Consider the following 23,469-nt stretch of genomic DNA (forward strand, 5'->3'; position numbering starts at 1 on the left):
TGCGGTTCATGTGTTTTCAGGCGTTACCGACAAGGCTCTGGCCGGCGAGGAAACTTGCAGGTCAGAGCCTTTTTGGTGCTCGTTCCGGGATACGGCTTGGCAAGTTAGTGATTGAGCACTAACTTTGAAGCATGGCAAGGATGAGTGCGGAAGAGCGGCGCGAGAGCGTGATCCTGGCGGCGATGGGCGAGTTCGCTCGGGGCGGGTACTACGGGACCTCCACCGAGGCGATCGCCAAGCGGGTCGGGGTGTCCCAGCCCTACCTGTTCCGGCTCTTTCCCAATAAGCAGGCCATCTTCCTGGCAGCCGCCGCGCGGTGCATGGAGGACATCCGGCTCGTCTTCGAGGAGGCCGCCAAGGACCTGCCGGTCGAGGGCGAGGATGCGGTCGAGGTGCTCGGCGCGGCCTACATGAAGCTGATCGCCGATCAGCCCGAGAAGTTGCAGATGCAGCTCCAGACGTACGTGACCGTCGCCGCCGCCGAAGCGGCCGGGGAGCCGGAGTTCGGCGAGATGGTGCGGGCCGCCTGGATGGAGCTGTGGGACACCGTCCACGTACCGCTCGGGGCGGACGTGGCCGAGACGACCACCTTCCTGGCCTACGGAATGCTGATCAACACCCTGTCCGCCATGGGGTTCCCGGCCCAGCACCGGGTCTGGGACGGCTGTTATCCGGGGCTGCGGCCCCAGTAGAGCCGGCAGGGGCCAAGCAGGAGCCAAGCGGAAATCAAGCAGGGGCCAAGCAGGGGCCAAGCGGAAAACGAACAGGCATCAAGCGGGAACGACGCAGGGATCAGTGTGCCGACTGCGCCGGCCCTGGGCTGCCACCCCGGTGGCGCGGGGCACGGTCACGCCCGTTGAAGTTAGTGATCAATAACTAGTTTTGGGGGAATCGTGCAAGACGCCAAGCTTCGCGGGCCTGCGGTCTGGGCCCTCGTCATCACCGGGGCCGCCAGCTTCATGGCCGCCCTCGACAACCTCGTCGTCACCACCGCGCTCCCGTCCATCCGCGAAGACCTCGGTGGGAAGCTGGAGGACCTGGAGTGGACGGTGAACGCGTACACGCTCACCTTCGCCGTCCTGCTCATGTTCGGCGCGGCCCTCGGCGACCGGTTCGGCCGCCGCCGGCTCTTCATAGCCGGTACGGCCGTGTTCACCGTCGCGTCCGCCGCCGCGGCCATGTCGCCCGGCATCAACGAGCTCATCGCCGCCCGAGCCGTCCAGGGGGTCGGCGCGGCGATCATGATGCCGCTCTCGCTCACGCTGCTGACCGTGGCCGTCCCCGCCGCCCGGCGCGGAATGGCCCTCGGCATCTACGGCGCCCTCACCGGCCTCGCCGTCGCGAGCGGGCCGCTCATCGGCGGCAGCCTCACCGAGCACATCTCCTGGCAGTGGATCTTCTGGCTGAACGTCCCGGTCGGGCTGGCGCTCATGCCGCTCTCCCGGATGCGGCTCGGTGAGTCCACCGCCCCCCAGGCCAAGCTCGACGTCCCGGGCACCCTCCTCATCAGCGGCGGGCTCTTCGGCATCGTCTACGGGCTGGTCAACGCCAACGCGGACGGCTGGACCAGCCTTCCCGTGCTCACCTCGCTCCTGGTGGGGGCCGCACTCGTGGGCGGGTTCATCCACCACGGCTTCCGCAACGCCAACCCGGTGCTGCCCATGCGGCTCTTCCGCGACCGGGGCTTCTTCGGCATCAACATGGCGAGCCTGCTGATGTTCGTCGGGATGTTCGGCTCGATCTTCCTGCTGAGCCAGTTCCTCCAGGGCGTCCTCGGCTACTCGCCCACCGAAGCCGGGCTGCGCATGCTCCCCTGGACCGCCATGCCCATGATCGCCGCCCCGATCTCCGGGATCCTCTCCGACCGGATCGGCAGCCGGCCCGTCGTGGTCGCCGGGCTGGCGCTCCAGGCCATCGGCCTCGGCTGGTTCGCCGTGATCCTGGGCACCGACGTCTCCTACGCCGCCCAGCTCCCCGCGATGATCATCAGTGGCATCGGGATGGGCCTGTTCTTCGCCCCCGCCTCCAACGCCCTCATGTCCACCGTCGCCCCCGCCGACCAGGGCAAGGCCGCCGGCGCCAACAGCGCCCTGCGCGAAGTCGGCGGAGCCCTCGGTGTCGCCGTCCTCGCCTCCGTCTTCTCCGCCCAGGGCGGCTACGAGTCCGGGCAGTCCTTCACCGACGGCACCGTCCCCGCCCTGTGGATCGGCGGCGCGGCCGTCGCCGTGGCGGCCGCACTCGCACTGCTGCTCCCCGGCCGGGCCGCGGAGAAGGCCCGGGCCGGCCTGTCGATGGACGACCGGTCGACGCAGGACCAGCCGGCGGACGGCCGGGGTACGGCCCCGGTCGGTGGGCGCGCCACCGAGAAGGCGGCCGTCTGAGGGTCCCGCTCGCCGGCCGGTGCCCGCGCGGCGGCCGGCGGGGGGACCGCAGCCGCCGCACCGCACGAAGTTCCGTACGACACGACACGAGCGAGGAAGGCCCGTCATGCCCGACATCCCCTGGTCCACGCCCACCCGGCCCGCCGCCGGCGCCGAGGTCTACGTCATGGCCTCGCGCTTCGAGACCGCGAGCCTGACCGGAGCCCTGCGGTTCTTCCTGAAGTCGCCCGGCATCATCCTCCAGATGCGCAGGGCCCCCGGAGCCCACGGGGTCGCCCTGCGGGCCCGGGTCCTGCGCCGCACCTTCCTGACCCTGTCCGCCTGGGAGGACCGGAACGCGCTCTACCGCTTCGCGGGCAGCGAACCGCACCGTTCCAGCTCCCGGTCGGCCGCCGCCCACACGAAGGAGGCCGGGTTCGTCTTCTGGACCGTCCCGGCGAGCGAGCTCCCCATCGGCTGGGCCGAGGCGGAGCGCCGCCTCGCCGAGGCGAAGAAGGAGAAGGAAGAGCAGAAGGAACAGCAGACGGAACAGCAGACGGAGGAGCAGAAGGAGGGGCGGGGCTGAGGCGGCCGCCCGAGCCCCGTACGGCCCTGCGGTACGCGTACGGTCCGTGGCCCCGCCTGGTCGGGGGGACGCGGACCGTACTCTTGTCCACGTGCAGGAACTCCACGACGCCCCCCTCGCCCCGCTGACCACCTTCCGGCTCGGCGGCCCCGCCGCCCGGCTGGTCACCGCGACCACCGACGCCGAGGTCGTCGCCACCGTGCGCGCCGCGGACGAGAGCGGCACCCCGCTCCTGGTCATCGGCGGCGGCAGCAACCTGGTCATCGGTGACCAGGGCTTCGACGGCACCGCCCTGCGGATCGCGACCACCGGGTTCGCGCTCGACGGGACGCGCCTGGAGCTCGCCGCGGGCGAGAACTGGAGCGAGGCCGTCGCCCGCGTCGTCGACGCCGGGCTCGCGGGCATCGAATGCCTCGCCGGGATCCCCGGCTCGGCCGGCGCCACCCCGATCCAGAACGTCGGGGCGTACGGCCAGGAGGTCTGCGAAACGATCACCGAGGTCGTCGCCTACGACCGCACGCGCGGGGAGACGGTCACGCTCTCGGCCGCCGAGTGCGCGTTCTCGTACCGCGACAGCCTCTTCAAGCACCAGCCCGACCGGTACGTCGTCCTGCGCGTCCGGTTCGCCCTGGAGGACACGGGCGGCCTGTCCGCGCCGGTCAAGTACCCCGAGACGGCCCGCGCCCTCGGAGTGGAGGCCGGCGACCGGGTGCCCGCGGCGCAGGCCCGCGAGACCGTCCTGCGGCTGCGCGCAGGCAAGGGCATGGTCCTCGACCCCGCCGACCACGACACCTGGTCGGCCGGCTCCTTCTTCCACAACCCGATCCTCGGCGACGCGGCGTACGCCGCCTTCCTCGCCCGCGCCCAGGAGCGGCTCGGCCCCGAGACCGCCCCGCCCGCGTACCCGGCCGGCGAGGGCCGTACGAAGACCAGCGCGGCCTGGCTGATCGACAAGGCCGGCTTCACCAAGGGCTACGGCGACGGCCCCGCCCGCATCTCCACCAAGCACACCCTCGCCCTCACCAACCGCGGCGAGGCCACCACCGAAGACCTCCTCGCCCTCGCCCGCGAGGTCGTCGCGGGCGTCCACGCGGCCTTCGGCGTCACCCTGGTCAACGAGCCGGTGACGGTCGGCGTCAGCATCTGAGGAGTCCCGGCCCGCCCATGCTCTGTCCCCTGCACGGGGCCGGTACGGACCCCACCCGGCTGGTGGGACGCACGATCCACAAGGTCGTCGCGTCCTGGCACATCAGCGACGGCGAACGCTCCGAGGCTCCCCTCGACGTCTGGCTCCTCGACAGCCACGGCGAGTCCACCCGGATCACCACCGGGTCCGACGCCTGTCTCATCGTGGAATCCGAGGCACCGCACGAGCCCTACGACATGGGGGAGTGGGGTCGCATCGAGGTCGGCGAGGACCTCGGAGACCACCCCTTCCTGCGCCACCTCGGCGAGACCGTGGAGTCGGTCGCCGAGTTCGCGCTGCCCGCGCAGGGGCGCACCCACCTGGAGATCGGCTTCCCGGACGGCGCCCGGGTGCGTGCCGACTGCCACGAGGGCGACCTGCGGCTCACGCGCTGACGCGCGCCGCCCCCCTTACGAGGCGATCCAGTGGTCGATCCCGGCCAGCAGCTTGTCCTGGACGTCGGAGGGGGCGGCGCTGCCGCGCACCGACTGGCGGGCCAGCTCGGCCAGCTCCGCGTCCGTGAAGGCGTGGTGCCGGCGGGCGATCTCGTACTGGGCCGCGAGCCGGGACCCGAAGAGCAGCGGATCATCGGCCCCCAGGGCCATCGGGACCCCGGCCTCGAAGAGGGTGCGCAGCGGGACGTCCTCATGGCGCTCGTACACCCCGAGGGCGACGTTGGACGCCGGGCAGACCTCACAGGTGATCTGCCGGTCGGCGAGCCGTTTGAGCAGGCGGGGATCCTCGGCGGCCCGGACGCCGTGCCCGATGCGGGCGGCGTGCAGGTCGTCGAGGCAGTCACGGACGGAGGACGGGCCGGTGAGCTCGCCGCCGTGCGGGGCCGCGAGCAGTCCGCCCTCGCGGGCGATGGCGAAGGCCCGGTCGAAGTCCCGGGCCATGCCCCGGCGCTCGTCGTTGGAGAGGCCGAAACCGACGATGCCGCGGTCGGCGTAGCGGACGGCGAGCCGGGCCAGGGTGCGGGCGTCGAGGGGGTGCTTCATGCGGTTGGCGGCGATGACGACGCGCATGCCGAGGCCGGTCTCGCGGGAGGCCGCGTCCACGGCGTCGAGGATGATCTCGACGGCCGGGATCATCCCGCCGAGGAGGGGGGCGTAGGAGGTGGGATCCACCTGGATCTCCAGCCAGCCGCTGCCGTCGCGGACGTCCTCCTCCGCGGCCTCGCGGACCAGGCGGCGGATGTCGTCGGGCTCGCGGAGGCAGGAGCGGGCGGCGTCGTAGAGCCGCTGGAAGCGGAACCAGCCGCGTTCGTCCGTGGCGCGGAGCTTCGGTGGCTCGCCGGAGGTGAGGGCGTCCGGGAGGCGGACGCCGTACTTGTCGGCGAGCTCCAGCAGGGTCGACGGGCGCATCGAGCCGGTGAAGTGCAGGTGGAGGTGGGCTTTCGGCAGAAGCGTGAGATCGCGTGCGTGCTCCATTTGTTGATCCTGCCGCACAGCCGCCTCCGGCGGGAGGGGGTTTTACCGATCGGGGGCTTGCGCGAACGCATGAGCGGGCCTGCGGGGGAGCGGGGAGCCGCTGCGCGGGGCCTTCCGGGCGCTGCCCGGACCCGCGCCTCAAACGCCGGCGGGGCTGGATGTGGCCGGCGTCGGCCCGTACGGGCAGGTGATCCAGCCCCGCCGGCGTTTGAAACGCGGGGTCCGGGGCGGAGCCCCGGGGTGGGTCCGGGGGCGGGGCACGGTCGCGCGGCGGCAGCGACCGCAAACGCCTGAGCGGCGGCTCCCCGTGGGGGAACCGCCGCTCAGGTCGGGCTGCGAACCGCCGGAGGCCTAGGCCTTGGCCTCCGCGAGGAGCTTCTGGATGCGGGAGACGCCCTCGACCAGGTCCTCGTCGCCCAGGGCGTAGGAGAGGCGGAGGTAGCCGGGGGTGCCGAAGGCCTCGCCCGGGACGACCGCGACCTCGGCCTCGTCCAGGATCAGCGCGGCGAGCTCGACGGAGGTCTGCGGACGCTTGCCGCGGATCTCCTTGCCGAGGAGGTCCTTGACCACCGGGTAGCAGTAGAAGGCACCCTCGGGCGTCGGGCAGAAGACGCCGTCGATCTCGTTCAGCATCCGCACCATCGTCTGGCGGCGGCGGTCGAAGGCCGTGCGCATCTCGTGGACGGCGTCCAGGTTGCCGGAGACGGCGGCGAGCGCCGCGACCTGGGCCACGTTGGAGACGTTGGAGGTGGCGTGCGACTGGAGGTTCGTCGCGGCCTTGACCACGTCCTTCGGGCCGATGACCCAGCCCACGCGCCAGCCGGTCATGGCGTACGTCTTGGCGACGCCGTTGACGATGATGCACTTGTCGGCCAGCTCGGGAACGATCGCCGGGAGGGAGACGAACTTCGCGTCGCCGTAGACCAGGTGCTCGTAGATCTCGTCGGTCAGGACCCACAGGCCCTTCTCGACGGCCCAGCGGCCGATCGCCTCGGCGTCGGCCTCGGAGTAGACGGAGCCGGTCGGGTTCGACGGGGAAACGAAGAGGACGACCTTCGTGCGCTCGGTGCGGGCCGCTTCGAGCTGCTCGACGGAAACGCGGTAACCGGTGGTCTCGTCGGCGACGACCTCGACCGGGACACCGCCGGCGAGACGGATCGACTCCGGGTACGTGGTCCAGTAAGGGGCCGGGACGATGACCTCGTCACCCGGGTCCAGGATGGCCGCGAACGCCTCGTAGATCGCCTGCTTGCCGCCGTTGGTCACCAGGACCTGGGAGGCGTCGACCTCGTAACCGGAGTCGCGCAGCGTCTTCGCGGCGATGGCGGCCTTCAGCTCCGGCAGACCGCCGGCCGGCGTGTAGCGGTGGTACTTCGGGTTGCGGCAGGCCTCGACCGCGGCGTCGACGATGTAGTCCGGGGTCGGGAAGTCGGGCTCACCCGCTCCGAAACCGATCACCGGACGCCCGGCGGCCTTGAGGGCCTTGGCCTTGGCGTCGACGGCGAGGGTGGCGGACTCGGAGATGGCACCGATACGGGCGGATACGCGGCGCTCGGCGGAAGGCGTTTCAGAGGTCATGCGGCCAATCGTCCCAGACGGGAAACGAACGCCGCACGCTGTTTCAGTTACCGGACGGACGCTCCCCGGACGGCGCTGTTCGACGTCAGGGCCCGGACCACGTACACTCAACCGTCGTTGGCCCTCGTCGACCGCTGCAGAGCGTGAGCACACCGTGCACTCGCCTGGATGCGGTAGGTTGAGGGACGCAAAGGGTCGTAGCTCAATTGGTAGAGCACTGGTCTCCAAAACCAGCGGTTGGGGGTTCGAGTCCCTCCGGCCCTGCTCCACACTCCTTCTCGGAAGTGTGTGCGCAGGTACGTACTTAGATGCAGTGCCGTGCGGCGCAACCGGGCGCGGCTACGGCCACGACCCGGATTCAGGTGAGAGACGTGACGGACGCCCTGGGCTCCATCGACATGCCTGACGCCGAGGATGACACTCGCGAGAAGAAGGCCCGCAAGGGCGGCAAGCGCGGCAAGAAGGGCCCTCTGGGTCGTCTCGCGCTGTTCTACCGCCAGATTGTCGCGGAACTCCGCAAGGTTGTTTGGCCCACTCGCAACCAGCTGACGACGTACACCTCTGTGGTGATTGTCTTCGTCGTCATCATGATCGGTCTGGTGACCGTGATTGACTATGGGTTCCAGGAAGCCATCAAGTTCGTCTTCGGCTGATCCCCGCGGAGGGCGGCGCCTTGATGGGTGCCGCCCGTTTTCGCATGTTCGACCACCTTTTGTATCCAGGAAGAAGCAGCCACCGTGTCTGACCCGAACCTGAACGTGAGCCCCGACTCCGTCGAGTCCGTCGAGGACGAGCTCGACATCGTCGAGGCTGCAGACGCTGTGGACCCGGACGAGGCCGAGCTCGCCGACGCCGAGGCGGGTGTCGCCGCCGAAGAGGCCGCGCTGCACGTCGAGGGCGAGGTCGATGCCGAGGCTGATGTCGAGTACTCCAACGACGCTGACGACGCCGACGACGCTGACGAGGACGACGCCGAAGAGGCCGACGACTCCGAGGACGCCGACGAGGACGAGGCCGACGAGGCTTCCGACGACGCCGTCGAGGCCGAGGCCGACGACGCGGAGGCCGAAGAGGCCGCCGACGTCGAGCCCGCCGAGCCCGTCGACCCCATCCAGGCCCTGCGCGAAGAGCTGCGCCTCCTGCCCGGCGAGTGGTACGTCATCCACACCTACGCCGGCTACGAGAAGCGCGTGAAGGCCAACCTGGAGCAGCGCGCCGTCTCGCTCAACGTCGAGGACTTCATCTACCAGGCCGAGGTGCCCGAGGAAGAGATCGTCCAGATCAAGAACGGCGAGCGCAAGAACGTCCGGCAGAACAAGCTGCCCGGTTACGTTCTCGTCCGCATGGATCTGACGAACGAGTCCTGGGGCGTCGTCCGCAACACCCCCGGTGTCACCGGCTTCGTGGGCAACGCGTACGACCCGTACCCGCTGACCCTGGACGAGATCGTCAAGATGCTCGCTCCGGAGCTGCAGGAGAAGGCCGCCAAGCTGGCAGCGGAAGAGGCCGGTCTGCCGGCGCCCGCCGTCAAGCGCGCCATCGAGGTCCTGGACTTCGAGGTCGGCGACTCGGTCACCGTCACCGACGGCCCGTTCGCGACGCTGCAGGCGACCATCAACGAGATCAACCCGGACTCGAAGAAGGTCAAGGGTCTCGTCGAGATCTTCGGCCGCGAGACCCCGGTCGAGCTCAGCTTCGACCAGATCCAGAAGAACTGATCCACAGCCTTCTGGCACACGCTTCCGGACAGGTCAGATTGCCCCCTTGCGGGCGGTCTGACCTGCTCGGTTTTCAGCCTCGCACCGATACCCGTTATCGTGGTGCGGTATGCCTCCATCCGGATGACCGGATTGGCGGCGAAAACTCTCACTAGGACCCGGAGAGAGCAATGCCTCCCAAGAAGAAGAAGATCACGGGGCTTATCAAGCTCCAGATCAAGGCCGGTGCGGCCAACCCGGCTCCGCCGGTCGGCCCCGCGCTCGGTCAGCACGGCGTCAACATCATGGAGTTCTGCAAGGCCTACAACGCCGCGACCGAGTCGCAGCGTGGCATGGTCGTGCCGGTGGAGATCACGGTCTACGACGACCGCTCCTTCACCTTCATCACCAAGACGCCGCCGGCCGCGCGCCTCATCCTGAAGGCCGCAGGCATCGAGAAGGGCTCCGGCGAGCCGCACAAGACCAAGGTCGCCAAGCTTTCCGGCGCCCAGGTCCGCGAGATCGCCGAGCTGAAGATGCCCGACCTGAACGCCAACGACGTCGACGCCGCGATGAAGATCATCGCCGGCACCGCGCGTTCGATGGGCGTCACGGTCGAAGGCTGATTCAGCCACCTCCCAGCACCACAGTGGTAGGGCCAAGCGCTGGTCCGCACCACGACTCCATGCCTGATCACAACACAGGAGCAGAAGTGAAGCGCAGCAAGACTCTCCGCGCTGCGGACGCCAAGGTCGACCGGGAGAAGCTTTACGCCCCGCTCGAGGCCGTCCGTGTCGCCAAGGAGACCTCCGCGACCAAGTTCGACAGCACCGTCGAGGTCGCCTTCCGCCTGGGTGTAGACCCGCGCAAGGCCGACCAGATGGTCCGCGGCACCGTGAACCTCCCGCACGGCACCGGCAAGACCGCCCGGGTCCTGGTCTTCGCGACCGGTGACCGTGCTGCGGCCGCGGAAGCCGCCGGCGCCGACATTGTCGGCGACGACGAGCTCATCAACGAGATCGCCAAGGGCAACCGCCTCAACGAGTTCGACGCCGTTGTCGCCACGCCGGACCTCATGGGCAAGGTCGGCCGCCTCGGCCGCGTGCTCGGTCCCCGTGGCCTGATGCCGAACCCGAAGACCGGCACCGTCACGATGGACGTCGCGAAGGCTGTCACCGAGATCAAGGGTGGCAAGATCGAGTTCCGCGTCGACAAGCACTCGAACCTGCACTTCATCATCGGCAAGGTCTCCTTCTCCGATGAGCAGCTGGTCGAGAACTACGGCGCGGCCCTGGACGAGATCCTTCGTCTGAAGCCGTCCGCCGCGAAGGGCCGCTACATCAAGAAGGCCGCCCTCAGCACCACCATGGGCCCCGGCATCCTGCTGGACTCGAACCGCACCCGGAACCTCCTCGTCGAGGAAGACCCGGCCGCGGTCTGATCAGCCCCGAGCCTTCGGGCTCTGAGCCCCAGGGCTCGCTGAACGGCCGAATCCGGGCCCTTCGTCCCCTTCCAAGGGGGCGGGGGGCCCGGATTTTTTTGTCGGTGGGCGTCGCCGGGCCGGCCCCTAACCTGCTCGACAGGCGATCCACACGTGGTTCACAGTGAACTGCCTGCGATGCGCAGGCAGTTTGCGATCGCTCAGCAGTGCGTCATCCAAGGGGTGGGGAATGAACAAGAAGTCCGTATGGACGCGTGCCGGTGTCTCGGTGGCCGCGGTCACCGTCATGGTCGGCGTCGCGGGATGTCAGGACGGCGCCACGAAGGCCGCGGACGAGCCCGCGGCCCAGTCTCCGGTCTCGGCGAAGCAGAGCCCCATGGAGGCCGTCCAGGCCGCCTACAAGAAGACGGCGGCGGCGAAGTCGGCCAAGGTCCGCATGACGATGTCGCTGCCGGCGGACAGCAAGGCCGGTGGCGGCACGATGGAGATTTCCGGGGTCCAGGGGTGGGACCCGGCCGTCATGGACATCACCGTGAAGGGCTCCATGTTCAAGGAGCTCGCCGCCGCGGGCGGCGGGGAGGTCCCCGAAGCCATCCGCATGATGGTCGCGAACAACGTCATGTACATGGACATGGGCACCGCGAACGCCGCCCAGCTGGACGGCAAGCGCTGGATGAAGCTGGACCTGAACGCCGCCGCGCAGGCCGGGGGAGCGGGCGCCGCCGACCTCGGCGGCATGAGCAGCATGAACCAGGACCCGGCCCAGCAGATCGCGCTCCTGCTCGACTCCAAGAACCTCAAGCACGTCGGCACCGAGCAGGTCGAGGGTGTGAGCGCGGAGCACTACCAGGGCACTCTGAGCTTCGAGGAGATGCTCGCCGCCAACGAGTCCTCCAAGGTGCTGTCGGAGGCCGACCGCAAGGCGCTGGTCGAGAACGTCGGGAAGACCGGCCTCAAGGGCTACGACACGGACCTCTGGGTCAACAAGGACGGCTACCCGGCCCGCATGAGCGTCTCCATGGAGATGGCCGGAGGCACGATGGACCTGGACGCCTACTACTCGGACTACGGCTCGGCGGCCTCCGTGCAGACCCCGGCCGACAGCGAGACCTTCGACCTCTTCGCGATGCTCAAGGAGATGGGCGGGGCGGGCGCGGGGGCCTGACCCAGGTCGGCCGCCGGCCTCCGGGCTGACCGATTTGCCTGACCGGCGAACGGTCACGTACTCTTCCGGAGAAGCCAAAGACCGCTGGTCGTTGCCGTGCCCGCAAGGGTGCGGTGGCCGAAGGATCCGCTAACCGCGGACGTCCTGCGCAGGTGTTCAAGGAAAGTTCCCGGAACTCGTTCCGGTTGAGCTACGCCCTGGCGCCTGCGCCGGGGCGTTTCGTGTTTATGCCCCTTCTGAGCGGTCCTCATCACCCGGAAGGAGGCCGACGCACTATGCCGACGCCCAACAAGGCTGCCGCGGTAGCCGAGCTCACGGACCAGTTCCGCGACTCGAACGCCGCCGTGCTGACCGAGTACCGGGGTCTCACCGTCGCGCAGCTCAAGACGCTGCGTCGCTCTCTCGGTGAGAACGCCCAGTACGCCGTGGTGAAGAACACGCTGACCAAGATTGCGGCCAACCAGGCCGGGATCACCGCGCTGGACGAGCACTTCGCTGGTCCCACCGCGGTCGCCTTCATCACCGGTGACCCGGTGGAGTCGGCGAAGAGCCTGCGTGACTTCGCCAAGGAAAACCCGAACCTCATCATCAAGGCGGGTGTCCTTGATGGTAAGGCGCTCACCGCCGATGAGATCAAGAAGCTTGCGGACCTCGAGTCCCGCGAGGTTCTGCTCAGCAAGCTGGCCGGCGCGTTCAAGGGCAAGCAGTCTCAGGCTGCCTCGCTCTTCCAGGCGCTGCCGTCGAAGTTCGTCCGCACTGCGGAAGCGCTTCGCGTCAAGCTCGCCGAGCAGGGCGGTGCCGAGTAATTCGGCTCGCGCACTGATCCACGCCGCCTAGTGCGTGGGTCAAAGCGGGCCGTTACGCCCGCCTCTATATACATCCGGCACCTGCCGATTTAGTGGAAGGATCGCCCATCATGGCGAAGCTCAGCCAGGAAGACCTGCTCGCTCAGTTCGAGGAGCTCACCCTCATCGAGCTCTCCGAGTTCGTGAAGGCGTTCGAGGAGAAGTTCGACGTCACCGCCGCCGCGGCCGTCGCCGTTGCCGGTCCGGGTGCCCCGGCCGCCGCTGAGGCCGTCGAGGAGCAGGACGAGTTCGACGTCATCCTCACCGGTGCCGGCGACAAGAAGATCCAGGTCATCAAGGTCGTGCGCGAGCTGACCTCCCTCGGCCTGAAGGAGGCCAAGGACCTCGTCGACGGCGCTCCGAAGCCCGTCCTCGAGAAGGTCGCCAAGGAGGCCGCTGAGAAGGCTGCCGAGACCCTCAAGGCCGCCGGCGCCACCGTCGAGGTCAAGTAACACCTCTGAGGCCTCTCTGAGGCCTCAACCAAGGGCGATCACCCGTAAGGGTGGTCGCCCTTTGGCGTACCCGGAGTGCCTGATTTGCCCCCGTCTCGTTGGGGAGTAGGGTGATCTTCGTTGCTCCGCGGCAGGGTCCTTCGATGATCCGCTCGGAGCAGGGGGCCTTGACGAACGGGACGCGGCGCGCAATTCTCAGATCCGTCGCGAGATCGGCAGACTCGATCCGAGATCCGAGGCATGGATCGGGCCCGTATCGGGCATGGATCGACTACGAAGAGGGCAGTACTGTTACGCGCTCTGTATGCGAGAGCCGAACCGTTGGACGCAGTTGAAACGACATGGGGAAGGCCTGTTGCCGGTTTCCGGAAACCTGGTCTGGACATCAGTGAGCCTAGTGGCTACACTGACCCTTTGCGCTGCCTGTTAGCTGCCCCCTGCCCGTCGCCAGGGGCATGCCCACGCATGAGCACACTTGATTGAACGGCCCTGAGCTGGTCCTTTGACCAGATAGGGGGCGCTTGTCTTCTGTGTCAGCTGGGACCGGTACGCGCGTAGTGAGTCCGAGCCCTCGGAAGGACCCCCTCTTGGCCGCCTCGCGCAACGCCTCGACCAATACGAACAACGGTGCCAGCACCGCCCCGCTGCGCATCTCCTTTGCAAAGATCAAGGAGCCCCTCGAGGTTCCGAACCTCCTGGCGCTGCAGACCGAGAGCTTTGACTGGCTGCTCGGCAACGCCGCCTGGAAGTCTCGCGTCGAGTCGGCGCTTGAGAGCGGACAGGACGTTCCCACCAAGTCCGGTCTGGAAGAGATCTTCGAGGAGATCTCGCCGATCGAGGACTTCTCCGGGTCGATGTCGCTGACGTTCCGCGACCACCGTTTCGAGCCGGCGAAGAACTCGGTCGACGAGTGCAAGGACCGCGACTTCACGTACGCGGCGCCGCTTTTCGTCACTGCCGAGTTCACGAACAACGAGACCGGAGAGATCAAGTCTCAGACGGTCTTCATGGGCGATTTCCCGCTCATGACCAACAAGGGCACCTTCGTCATCAACGGCACCGAGCGTGTCGTCGTGTCGCAGCTCGTCCGTTCCCCCGGTGTCTACTTCGACTCCTCCATCGACAAGACGTCCGACAAGGACATCTTCGCCGCCAAGATCATCCCTTCCCGGGGTGCCTGGCTCGAGATGGAGATCGACAAGCGCGACATGGTCGGTGTTCGCATCGACCGCAAGCGCAAGCAGTCCGTCACCGTCCTCCTGAAGGCTCTCGGCTGGACCACCGAGCAGATCCTCGAGGAGTTCGGCGAGTACGAGTCCATGCGCGCCACCCTGGAGAAGGACCACACCCAGGGCCAGGACGACGCGCTGCTCGACATCTACCGCAAGCTGCGTCCCGGCGAACCGCCGACCCGCGAAGCCGCTCAGACGCTGCTCGAGAACCTCTACTTCAACCCGAAGCGCTACGACCTCGCGAAGGTCGGCCGCTACAAGGTGAACAAGAAGCTCGGCGCCGATGAGCCGCTGGACGCCGGCGTGCTCACCACCGACGACGTCATCGCGACCATCAAGTACCTGGTCAAGCTGCACGCCGGTGAGACCGAGACCGTCGGTGAGTCGGGTCGTTCGATCGTCGTCGAGACCGACGACATCGACCACTTCGGCAACCGTCGTCTGCGCAACGTCGGCGAGCTCATCCAGAACCAGGTCCGTACGGGTCTGGCTCGTATGGAGCGCGTCGTCCGCGAGCGGATGACGACCCAGGACGTCGAGGCGATCACGCCGCAGACCCTGATCAACATCCGGCCGGTCGTCGCCTCCATCAAGGAGTTCTTCGGCACCAGCCAGCTGTCGCAGTTCATGGACCAGAACAACCCGCTGTCGGGTCTCACCCACAAGCGCCGTCTGTCGGCGCTTGGCCCGGGTGGTCTGTCCCGTGAGCGGGCCGGCTTCGAGGTCCGAGACGTTCACCCGTCGCACTACGGCCGCATGTGCCCGATCGAGACCCCCGAAGGCCCGAACATCGGTCTGATCGGCTCGCTCGCGTCCTACGGTCGCGTCAACGCGTTCGGCTTCGTCGAGACCCCGTACCGCAAGGTCATCGAGGGTGTCGTCACCGACGAGGTCGACTACCTGACGGCCGACGAGGAAGACCGCTTCGTCATCGCCCAGGCCAACGCCGGCCTGTCCGACGACATGCGCTTCACGGAGAACCGCGTGCTGGTTCGCCGTCGTGGCGGCGAGATCGACTACATCGCCGGCGACGACGTCGACTACATGGACGTCTCCCCGCGCCAGATGGTGTCCGTCGCGACCGCGATGATCCCCTTCCTGGAGCACGACGACGCCAACCGTGCCCTCATGGGCGCGAACATGATGCGCCAGGCCGTTCCGCTCATCAAGGCGGAGGCGCCGCTCGTCGGCACCGGCATGGAGTACCGCTGTGCGGTCGACGCCGGTGACTCGATCCGTGCGGAGAAGGACGGTGTCGTCCAGGAGGTCTCGGCCGACTACATCACCGTCGCCAACGACGACGGCACGTACACCACGTACCGCGTCGCCAAGTTCTCCCGCTCGAACCAGGGCACCTCGGTCAACCAGAAGGTCATCGTCAACGAGGGTGACCGGATCATCGAGTCCCAGGTCCTCGCCGACGGTCCTGCGACCGAAGAGGGCGAAATGGCCCTCGGCAAGAACCTGCTCGTCGCGTTCATGCCCTGGGAAGGTCACAACTACGAGGACGCGATCATCCTGTCGCAGCGCCTCGTACAGGACGACGTCCTCTCCTCGATTCACATCGAGGAGCACGAGGTCGACGCCCGTGACACCAAGCTGGGCCCCGAGGAGATCACCCGGGACATCCCGAACGTCTCCGAGGAGGTCCTGGCGGACCTCGACGAGCGCGGCATCATCCGCATCGGTGCGGACGTCGTCGCCGGCGACATCCTGGTCGGCAAGGTCACGCCCAAGGGCGAGACCGAGCTGACCCCGGAAGAGCGCCTGCTCCGCGCGATCTTCGGTGAGAAGGCCCGCGAGGTGCGTGACACCTCGCTCAAGGTTCCTCACGGTGAGATCGGCAAGGTCATCGGTGTCCGCGTCTTCGACCGCGAGGAGGGCGACGAGCTTCCCCCGGGCGTGAACCAGCTGGTCCGCGTCTACGTCGCCCAGAAGCGCAAGATCACCGACGGTGACAAGCTCGCCGGCCGCCACGGCAACAAGGGTGTCATCTCCAAGATCCTTCCGATCGAGGACATGCCCTTCCTTGAGGACGGCACGCCGGTCGACATCATCCTGAACCCGCTGGGTGTCCCGTCCCGAATGAACCCGGGACAGGTCCTGGAGATCCACCTCGGCTGGCTCGCCAGCCGCGGCTGGGACGTCTCCGGTCTCGGCGAGGAGTGGGCCGAGCGACTGAAGGCCATCGGCGCCGACCGCGTCGAGCCCGGCACCAATGTCGCCACCCCGGTGTTCGACGGTGCCCGTGAGGACGAGATCTCCGGCCTGTTCGAGCACACCATCCCGAACCGCGACGGGGACCGTCTGGTCCTCCCGACCGGCAAGGCGCACCTGTTCGACGGCCGCTCCGGCGAGCCGTTCCCGGAGCCGGTCTCGATCGGCTACATGTACATCCTGAAGCTCCACCACCTGGTCGACGACAAGCTCCACGCTCGGTCGACCGGTCCGTACTCGATGATCACGCAGCAGCCGCTGGGTGGTAAGGCGCAGTTCGGTGGCCAGCGCTTCGGTGAGATGGAGGTGTGGGCGCTCGAGGCTTATGGCGCCGCTTACGCCCTCCAGGAGCTCCTGACCATCAAGTCCGATGACGTGACCGGCCGCGTGAAGGTCTACGAGGCCATCGTCAAGGGCGAGAACATCCCCGAGCCGGGCATTCCCGAGTCCTTCAAGGTGCTCATCAAGGAAATGCAGTCGCTCTGCCTCAACGTGGAGGTGCTGTCCTCGGACGGCATGTCCATCGAGATGCGCGACACCGACGAGGACGTCTTCCGCGCGGCGGAGGAGCTCGGTATCGACCTGTCCCGGCGTGAGCCGAGCAGCGTCGAAGAGGTCTGACGGGCCTGACGGGGGGCTCGCTCAAGAGCCCCCCGTCATCCCCGGGACCGTTCAGACCATGATTGAGACTCGACCCCGAAAGAGGGATTGACGCACAGTGCTCGACGTCAACTTCTTCGACGAGCTGCGGATCGGCCTTGCCACCGCGGACGACATCCGAACCTGGTCCCACGGCGAGGTCAAGAAGCCGGAGACCATCAACTACCGCACCCTCAAGCCCGAGAAGGACGGACTCTTCTGCGAGAAGATCTTCGGTCCGACCCGGGACTGGGAGTGCTACTGCGGTAAGTACAAGCGTGTCCGCTTCAAGGGCATCATCTGTGAGCGTTGTGGCGTCGAAGTCACGCGCGCCAAGGTGCGTCGCGAGCGGATGGGCCACATCGAGCTTGCCGCTCCCGTCACCCACATCTGGTACTTCAAGGGCGTCCCGTCGCGCCTCGGATACCTGCTGGACCTCGCGCCGAAGGACCTCGAAAAGGTCATCTACTTCGCCGCGTACATGATCACGTTCGTGGACGACGAGCGCCGCACCCGCGACCTCCCGTCCCTGGAGGCGCACGTCTCCGTCGAGCGCCAGCAGATCGAGAACCGTCGCGACTCGGACCTCGAAGGCCGTGCCAAGAAGCTCGAGACCGACCTGGCCGAGCTCGAGGCCGAGGGCGCCAAGGCCGACGTACGCCGCAAGGTGCGCGAAGGTGCCGAGCGCGAGATGAAGCAGCTCCGTGACCGCGCCCAGCGCGAGATCGACCGCCTCGACGAGGTGTGGGCCCGCTTCAAGAACCTCAAGGTCCAGGACCTCGAGGGCGACGAGCTGCTCTACCGCGAGCTGCGCGACCGCTTCGGTACGTACTTCGACGGCTGCATGGGCGCCGCGGCGCTCCAGAAGCGTCTGGAGTCCTTCGACCTCGACGAAGAGGCCGAGCGCCTCCGCGAGATCATCCGTACCGGCAAGGGCCAGAAGAAGACCCGTGCGCTCAAGCGCCTCAAGGTCGTCTCCGCGTTCCTGCAGACCAGCAACAAGCCCAAGGGCATGGTTCTGGACTGCGTGCCGGTGATCCCGCCGGACCTGCGTCCGATGGTGCAGCTGGACGGTGGCCGCTTCGCGACCTCCGACCTGAACGACCTGTACCGCCGCGTGATCAACCGCAACAACCGTCTGAAGCGCCTCCTCGACCTCGGTGCTCCCGAGATCATCGTGAACAACGAGAAGCGCATGCTTCAGGAGGCCGTCGACGCCCTCTTCGACAACGGCCGTCGTGGACGTCCGGTGACCGGTCCCGGCAACCGTCCCCTGAAGTCCCTCAGCGACATGCTGAAGGGCAAGCAGGGTCGATTCCGTCAGAACCTTCTCGGCAAGCGCGTGGACTACTCCGCGCGTTCCGTGATCGTCGTCGGTCCCCAGCTGAAGCTGCACCAGTGTGGTCTGCCCAAGGCCATGGCGCTGGAGCTCTTCAAGCCGTTCGTGATGAAGCGCCTGGTCGACCTGAACCACGCGCAGAACATCAAGTCGGCGAAGCGCATGGTCGAGCGCGGCCGCACGGTCGTCTACGACGTGCTCGAAGAGGTCATCGCCGAGCACCCGGTTCTCCTGAACCGTGCGCCCACGCTGCACCGCCTCGGCATCCAGGCCTTCGAGCCCCAGCTGGTCGAAGGCAAGGCCATCCAGATCCACCCGCTCGTCTGCACCGCGTTCAACGCGGACTTCGATGGTGACCAGATGGCCGTGCACCTGCCGCTTTCGGCAGAGGCGCAGGCCGAGGCCCGCATCCTGATGCTGTCCTCGAACAACATCCTGAAGCCGGCAGACGGTCGTCCCGTCACCATGCCGACCCAGGACATGGTGCTGGGTCTGTTCTTCCTCACCACCGACGGCGAGCTCCGTGACGTCAAGGGCGAGGGCCGTGCGTTCGGCTCGACCGCCGAGGCGACCATGGCGTTCGACAACGGTGAGCTGGCTCTCCAGTCGGCCGTCGACATCCGCTTCCCGGTGGGCACCATCCCGCCGCGCGGCTGGGTGGCCCCGATCGCCGAAGAGGGCGAGCAGGAGTTCCAGCCGGGCGACAGCTTCCGTCTGAGGACGACCCTGGGTCGCGCGCTCTTCAACGAGCTGCTTCCCGAGGACTACCCGTTCGTCGACTACTCGGTGGGCAAGAAGCAGCTCTCCGAGATCGTCAACGACCTGGCGGAGCGCTACCCCAAGGTGATCGTGGCGGCGACGCTCGACAACCTGAAGGCGGCCGGCTTCCACTGGGCGACCCGTTCGGGCGTCACCGTGGCCATCTCCGACGTCGTCGTGCCCGAGGCCAAGAAGGCCATCGTCAAGGGCTACGAGGAGCTGGACGAGAAGGTCCAGAAGCAGTACGAGCGCGGTCTGATCACCAAGGACGAGCGCACGCAGGAGCTCATCGCGATCTGGACCAAGGCGACCAACGAGGTTGCCGAGGCGATGAACGCGAACTTCCCCAAGACGAACCCCATCTTCATGATGGTTGACTCGGGTGCCCGAGGAAACATGATGCAGATGCGACAGATCGCCGGTATGCGTGGTCTGGTGTCGAACGCGAAGAACGAGACCATCCCGCGTCCGATCAAGGCGTCCTTCCGTGAGGGCCTCACCGTTCTGGAGTACTTCATCTCCACGCACGGTGCCCGTAAGGGTCTGGCGGACACCGCCCTGCGTACCGCCGACTCGGGTTACCTCACCCGTCGTCTGGTGGACGTCTCGCAGGACGTCATCATCCGCGAGGAAGACTGCGGCACCGAGCGCGGCCTGAAGCTGAAGATCGCCGTTCGCGGCGAGGACGGCGTGCTGCGCAAGGCCGACGACGTCGAGACCTCGATCTACGCCCGCATGCTGGCCGAGGACGTCGTCATCGACGGCAAGGTCATCGCGCCGGCCAACGTCGACCTCGGTGACGTGCTCATCGACGCCCTGGTCGCCAACGGCGTCGAGGAGGTCAAGACCCGCTCGGTCCTGACCTGTGAGTCCGCGGTCGGCACCTGTGCCTTCTGCTACGGACGCTCGCTCGCCACCGGCAAGCTGGTCGACATCGGTGAGGCGGTCGGCATCATCGCCGCCCAGTCCATCGGTGAGCCCGGTACCCAGCTGACGATGCGTACCTTCCACACCGGTGGTGTGGCCGGTGACGACATCACGCAGGGTCTGCCGCGTGTCGTCGAGCTCTTCGAGGCCCGTACGCCGAAGGGTGTCGCCCCGATCTCCGAGGCCGCCGGCCGCGTGCGGATCGAGGAGACCGAGAAGACGAAGAAGATCGTCATCACGCCCGACGACGGCAGCGAGGAGACGGCCTTCCCGATCTCCAAGCGCGCCAAGGTCATCGTCGGCGAGGGCGACCACGTCGAGGTCGGCCAGAAGCTGACCATGGGTGCCACCAACCCGCACGACGTGCTGCGCATCCTCGGCCAGCGTGCGGTCCAGGTCCACCTGGTCGGCGAAGTCCAGAAGGTCTACAACTCGCAGGGCGTGTCGATCCACGACAAGCACATCGAGATCATCATCCGGCAGATGCTGCGCCGCGTGACGATCATCGAGTCCGGCGACGCGGAGCTCCTGCCGGGCGAGCTGGTCGAGCGGTCGAAGTTCGAGACCGAGAACCGTCGTGTGGTCACCGAGGGCGGTCACCCCGCCTCCGGCCGTCCGCAGCTGATGGGTATCACCAAGGCCTCGCTCGCGACCGAGTCCTGGCTGTCGGCGGCGTCCTTCCAGGAGACGACCAGGGTTCTGACGGACGCGGCGATCAACGCCAAGTCCGACTCCCTGATCGGCCTCAAGGAGAACGTCATCATCGGTAAGCTCATCCCGGCCGGTACGGGCCTCGCCCGCTACCGCAACATCCGGGTCGAGCCGACCGAGGAAGCCAAGGCCGCGATGTACTCGGCCGTCGGCTACGACGACATCGACTACTCGCCCTTCGGCACCGGCTCCGGCCAGGCTGTCCCGCTGGAGGACTACGACTACGGCCCGTACAACGGCTGAGGTCGCTAAGCAGTAGGCAGTACGAAGAAGCCCCCCGCCGCTCCGAGAGGAGAGGCGGGGGGCTTCTTCGCGTCCTGGACGGCCCGGCGGGGATCAGGCCCCCGTGCGGCGGCGGCGCAGGCCCGCCACGGTGACCGAGGCCAGGGCCAGGAGGCCGAGGGCGGCCCCGGCCAGACCGGGGGTCAGGCCCTTGGGGGTGAAGGTGCAGGAGACCTTGTCCGTGCCCTGCGGGATGTCCAGGGAGACCAGGCCGTGGAAGCTCTTCGCCGGGGCCGAGCACTGCCAGCCGGGGACGGCGGTCATCGCGAAGACGGCGGTGCCGGAGGCCTCCCTCGGGAGGGTGGCCTCGATGGTGTGGCCGCCCGCGCGGACCCGGGTGGCGCCCGTGGCCGTGAGGCGGCCGACCCTCGTGGCGAGTGCGGCCCGGTCCAGGCAGCCGACGGGGTGCGCTCCGGCGGTGCCGCCCCGGGTACGGGTCCGCACCGTGACGTCGACCCGGCCCGAGGCGGGTACCTCGCCCAGGCGCAGGACCCCGGCCATCCGGTCCTGCAGGGGCCTCTCGGCGCCGCCGAAGGAGAGGGTGCCGTACAGCAGGGGCGAGTACCAGAAGGCTTCGGAGCCGGGGGTGCACCGGGCGGTGTACCGCTGCTTCGCGGCGCTGCCGCCGCGGGCGACGGGCGGGACCTGGTAGACGGTGGCGCCGAGCACCTGCTCCTGGTGGGCGTAGACGCCGGCCGGGGGGTTGGGGGAGGTGTACGGGGCGCTGCGGACGGTGACCAGCGGCGGGGCGGGGAAGGTGCGGGCCGTCCAGCTGTTCTTCTCCGGGCCGGGTTCGGCGCGTGCGCCGATCGAGAAGATCGCGTCCAGGACGGGATTGTCGGCGCCGAAGAGGGTGCGGCCGTCGTTCTTGTGGCCGTAGCCGAGGGGTTCGAGGGCCTTGTAGGTGGCCTCGGGGAGGTAGCTGCTGTAGTACTGCGGGCCCTGCGCCCGGAGCGCGAGCCCGTCGTTGTACGAGGTCTGCGGGCCGCCCGAGTCGGTGCGGTACGCGGGCCAGCCGTCGACGGAACGGACGGCGTCGAAGTGGTTCGTGATCGACGGGCCGGAGGTGGCGATCGGCTTCGCCCAGCGCTCGCGGGCGCGGCGGGCGTCCGCGTTGGCCGCGGCGGCGGTGGATTCGGCGAAGACGACGCCGACCATGAGGACCGCGGCCACGGGGGCCAGGAGGCGGTGCTTGTCGCCCAGCGCCAGCAGGACCAGCGCGAGGAGCGACACCGCGCCGCCGCCCAGGACGGCCGGCCAGGTGGTCCCGCCGAAGTCGTCGGTGTGGCGCAGCGCGAAGGTGGCGGCGACCAGCAGGGCTGCCGTCAGCGCCAGGTGCCGCGGGCGCGGCCGGCCGGCCAGCGACAGCCAGGCGATGACCACCACCATGCCGCTGAACACGAAGGTCTCGCGGTACGGGTTGCCGTTCGGCACCGCGAGCCCGTGCCACACGTACTGGGTGGGCGGGAACTGGAACGAGAGGACGACGAGCAGGGCCGCCCCCGTCCATGCCAGGCGGGTCCTGCGCGCGATCCCCGTGTTGAGGAGGTAGGACCCGGCCAGGATCAGGCCGAGCGAGGCCACGTACAGCCGGGGCCGGCCGCCCCACAGGTGGGTGCCGGGGAGCATGCCCGTCAGGAAGGCCTCGATCCGGACGGGATCGAAGGCGGCCGCCCCGGTGGGCTGGGCGGCTCCGCTGGCGAGGAACGCGGGCAGCAGCAGGGGGAGCGTGAGCAGGATGCCCGTCGTGGCGGCCGTCCCGGCCCGCCAGACGGCGCGCAGCCGCTGGGCGCCGGTCAGCTCGAGGACGACGAGGCGGACGGCGAGCAGCACGCAGGCGGCCATCGTCGCCATCATCGCGGTGTAGAAGTTCCCGAACCAGGCGAGCGCGACCAGCAGGGCCACGCCGGGCCAGCGCCGGTCCTCCAGGCACCACTCGACGGCGATGCCCAGGAGCGGGAGCGCGACCAGGCCCCACAGCCACATGGGGATGTACGAGGCGTCGCTGAGAGCCCAGCCGCACAGCCCGTAGACGGCTCCGAGGACGCCCCGCTGCCACCAGGGGCCCGGGTGGAGCTTGCCGAGGTAGACGGCCATCAGGGCGGCGGCGGTGCCCATCGTGACCGGGGTGATCGCGAAGACGGCGAGGTCCACGTGGGCGCGGGGGACGAGGACGGCCAGCCACGAGAAGGGGGTGCCGAGGTAGGTGTGGTAGTCGGACAGGAACTGCTGGCCGAAGCCGCCGTGCCAGGTGAAGAGCAGGTCGCCGGCGGCCCGGCCGTGCACCAGGTCCCACAGGGCCCGGTGGAAGGGGACGTACTGGTTGGCCTGGTCGTTGACGGCCCGGCCGGTGTCGCCGAAGGGGAAGGTGCCCCGGGCCGCCCAGGACGCGCAGAAGGCGCCCGAGGCCATGAGGAACGCGAGGAGCGGGCCGTGGAAGGGGGTGGCCCGGCGCGGTGCGGGCCGGGGCCGGTCCTGACCGGGGGGCGGGCTGCTCTGCGTCGCGGGCTCGACGGCCAAGATCCCCAAGGGTCTGCTCCCTGCTGGTCGGCTGTCCGACCGGTGGCACACACGGCTGGTCTGTCCGGCTCGGACCAGGAGGGCCGCGCTCCGGCGCCCCGGG

The 23,469-nt window shown here is 68.5% G+C and carries 17 protein-coding genes and 1 tRNA gene; 15 read left to right on the plus strand and 3 right to left on the minus strand.

Features of this window, described 5'->3' with window-relative positions:
• The first annotated feature begins 131 nt into the window (after positions 1-131).
• The 5 genes from OG247_RS25715 (at position 132) to OG247_RS25735 (ending at position 4,527) form a co-directional block, all read left to right on the plus strand.
• Positions 132-692 carry a TetR/AcrR family transcriptional regulator gene (locus OG247_RS25715; protein ID WP_327254462.1) on the plus strand — a complete coding sequence of 187 codons (561 nt, stop codon included), beginning with the start codon at positions 132-134 and terminating at the stop codon, positions 690-692.
• A 198-nt stretch (positions 693-890) separates the two neighbouring features.
• Positions 891-2,381, plus strand: coding sequence for a DHA2 family efflux MFS transporter permease subunit (locus OG247_RS25720; RefSeq protein WP_442813657.1), 1,491 nt, complete (start codon positions 891-893; stop codon positions 2,379-2,381).
• A 106-nt stretch (positions 2,382-2,487) separates the two neighbouring features.
• On the plus strand, positions 2,488-2,946 hold the full coding sequence (locus tag OG247_RS25725) for a DUF3291 domain-containing protein (RefSeq protein WP_327254464.1): 459 nt from the start codon (positions 2,488-2,490) through the stop codon (positions 2,944-2,946).
• 91 nt (positions 2,947-3,037) lie between these two features.
• Positions 3,038-4,093 (plus strand): UDP-N-acetylmuramate dehydrogenase, encoded by a 1,056-nt coding sequence (locus OG247_RS25730; RefSeq protein WP_327254465.1) that lies wholly within the window; start codon positions 3,038-3,040, stop codon positions 4,091-4,093.
• A 17-nt stretch (positions 4,094-4,110) separates the two neighbouring features.
• Positions 4,111-4,527: a hypothetical protein gene (locus tag OG247_RS25735; protein ID WP_327254466.1), complete on the plus strand. Its 417-nt coding sequence runs from the start codon at positions 4,111-4,113 to the stop codon at positions 4,525-4,527.
• A 15-nt stretch (positions 4,528-4,542) separates the two neighbouring features.
• On the opposite strand, the gene OG247_RS25740 is transcribed toward OG247_RS25735, so the two are convergent.
• Both OG247_RS25740 and OG247_RS25745 read right to left on the minus strand, forming a co-directional pair.
• The gene (locus OG247_RS25740) at positions 4,543-5,562 is read right to left on the minus strand and encodes an adenosine deaminase (protein WP_327254467.1); all 1,020 of its coding nucleotides are present in this window, start codon (positions 5,560-5,562) and stop codon (positions 4,543-4,545) included.
• 351 nt (positions 5,563-5,913) lie between these two features.
• Positions 5,914-7,140: a pyridoxal phosphate-dependent aminotransferase gene (locus OG247_RS25745; RefSeq protein WP_327254468.1), complete on the minus strand. Its 1,227-nt coding sequence runs from the start codon at positions 7,138-7,140 to the stop codon at positions 5,914-5,916.
• Positions 7,141-7,331: 191 nt separating this feature from the next.
• On the opposite strand from OG247_RS25745, the gene OG247_RS25750 reads away from it, so the two are divergent.
• From OG247_RS25750 to OG247_RS25795, 10 genes are all read left to right on the plus strand, one after another.
• Positions 7,332-7,404: transfer RNA gene (locus OG247_RS25750), tRNA-Trp, on the plus strand.
• Positions 7,405-7,511: 107 nt separating this feature from the next.
• On the plus strand, positions 7,512-7,793 hold the full coding sequence (gene secE, locus OG247_RS25755; protein WP_243333337.1) for a preprotein translocase subunit SecE: 282 nt from the start codon (positions 7,512-7,514) through the stop codon (positions 7,791-7,793).
• 84 nt (positions 7,794-7,877) lie between these two features.
• Positions 7,878-8,858: a transcription termination/antitermination protein NusG gene (gene nusG, locus OG247_RS25760; RefSeq protein WP_327254469.1), complete on the plus strand. Its 981-nt coding sequence runs from the start codon at positions 7,878-7,880 to the stop codon at positions 8,856-8,858.
• 170 nt (positions 8,859-9,028) lie between these two features.
• Entirely contained in the window at positions 9,029-9,463 is a 435-nt protein-coding gene (gene rplK / locus OG247_RS25765) for a 50S ribosomal protein L11 (RefSeq protein ID WP_266905484.1), read from the plus strand.
• Positions 9,464-9,549: 86 nt separating this feature from the next.
• Entirely contained in the window at positions 9,550-10,278 is a 729-nt protein-coding gene (gene rplA, locus OG247_RS25770) for a 50S ribosomal protein L1 (RefSeq protein ID WP_327254470.1), read from the plus strand.
• Positions 10,279-10,507: 229 nt separating this feature from the next.
• Positions 10,508-11,443, plus strand: coding sequence for a hypothetical protein (locus tag OG247_RS25775; protein ID WP_327254471.1), 936 nt, complete (start codon positions 10,508-10,510; stop codon positions 11,441-11,443).
• Between the two features lie 275 nt (positions 11,444-11,718).
• On the plus strand, positions 11,719-12,249 hold the full coding sequence (gene rplJ, locus OG247_RS25780; protein ID WP_215023401.1) for a 50S ribosomal protein L10: 531 nt from the start codon (positions 11,719-11,721) through the stop codon (positions 12,247-12,249).
• Between the two features lie 110 nt (positions 12,250-12,359).
• Complete coding sequence (gene rplL, locus OG247_RS25785; RefSeq protein WP_327254472.1) at positions 12,360-12,740, plus strand: 50S ribosomal protein L7/L12; 381 nt, start codon at positions 12,360-12,362, stop codon at positions 12,738-12,740.
• 587 nt (positions 12,741-13,327) lie between these two features.
• A complete protein-coding gene (gene rpoB, locus OG247_RS25790) occupies positions 13,328-16,810 on the plus strand; it encodes a DNA-directed RNA polymerase subunit beta (RefSeq protein ID WP_327254473.1) in 3,483 nt (1,160 codons plus the stop codon).
• A 97-nt stretch (positions 16,811-16,907) separates the two neighbouring features.
• The gene (locus tag OG247_RS25795) at positions 16,908-20,807 is read left to right on the plus strand and encodes a DNA-directed RNA polymerase subunit beta' (protein ID WP_327254474.1); all 3,900 of its coding nucleotides are present in this window, start codon (positions 16,908-16,910) and stop codon (positions 20,805-20,807) included.
• Positions 20,808-20,900: 93 nt separating this feature from the next.
• Here OG247_RS25795 and OG247_RS25800 read toward each other — a convergent pair whose 3' ends face one another.
• The gene (locus OG247_RS25800; RefSeq protein ID WP_327254475.1) at positions 20,901-23,375 is read right to left on the minus strand and encodes a YfhO family protein; all 2,475 of its coding nucleotides are present in this window, start codon (positions 23,373-23,375) and stop codon (positions 20,901-20,903) included.
• Positions 23,376-23,469 lie beyond the last annotated feature (94 nt).

The sequence above is a fragment of the Streptomyces sp. NBC_01244 genome (assembly GCF_035987325.1).
GTDB lineage: Bacteria > Actinomycetota > Actinomycetes > Streptomycetales > Streptomycetaceae > Streptomyces.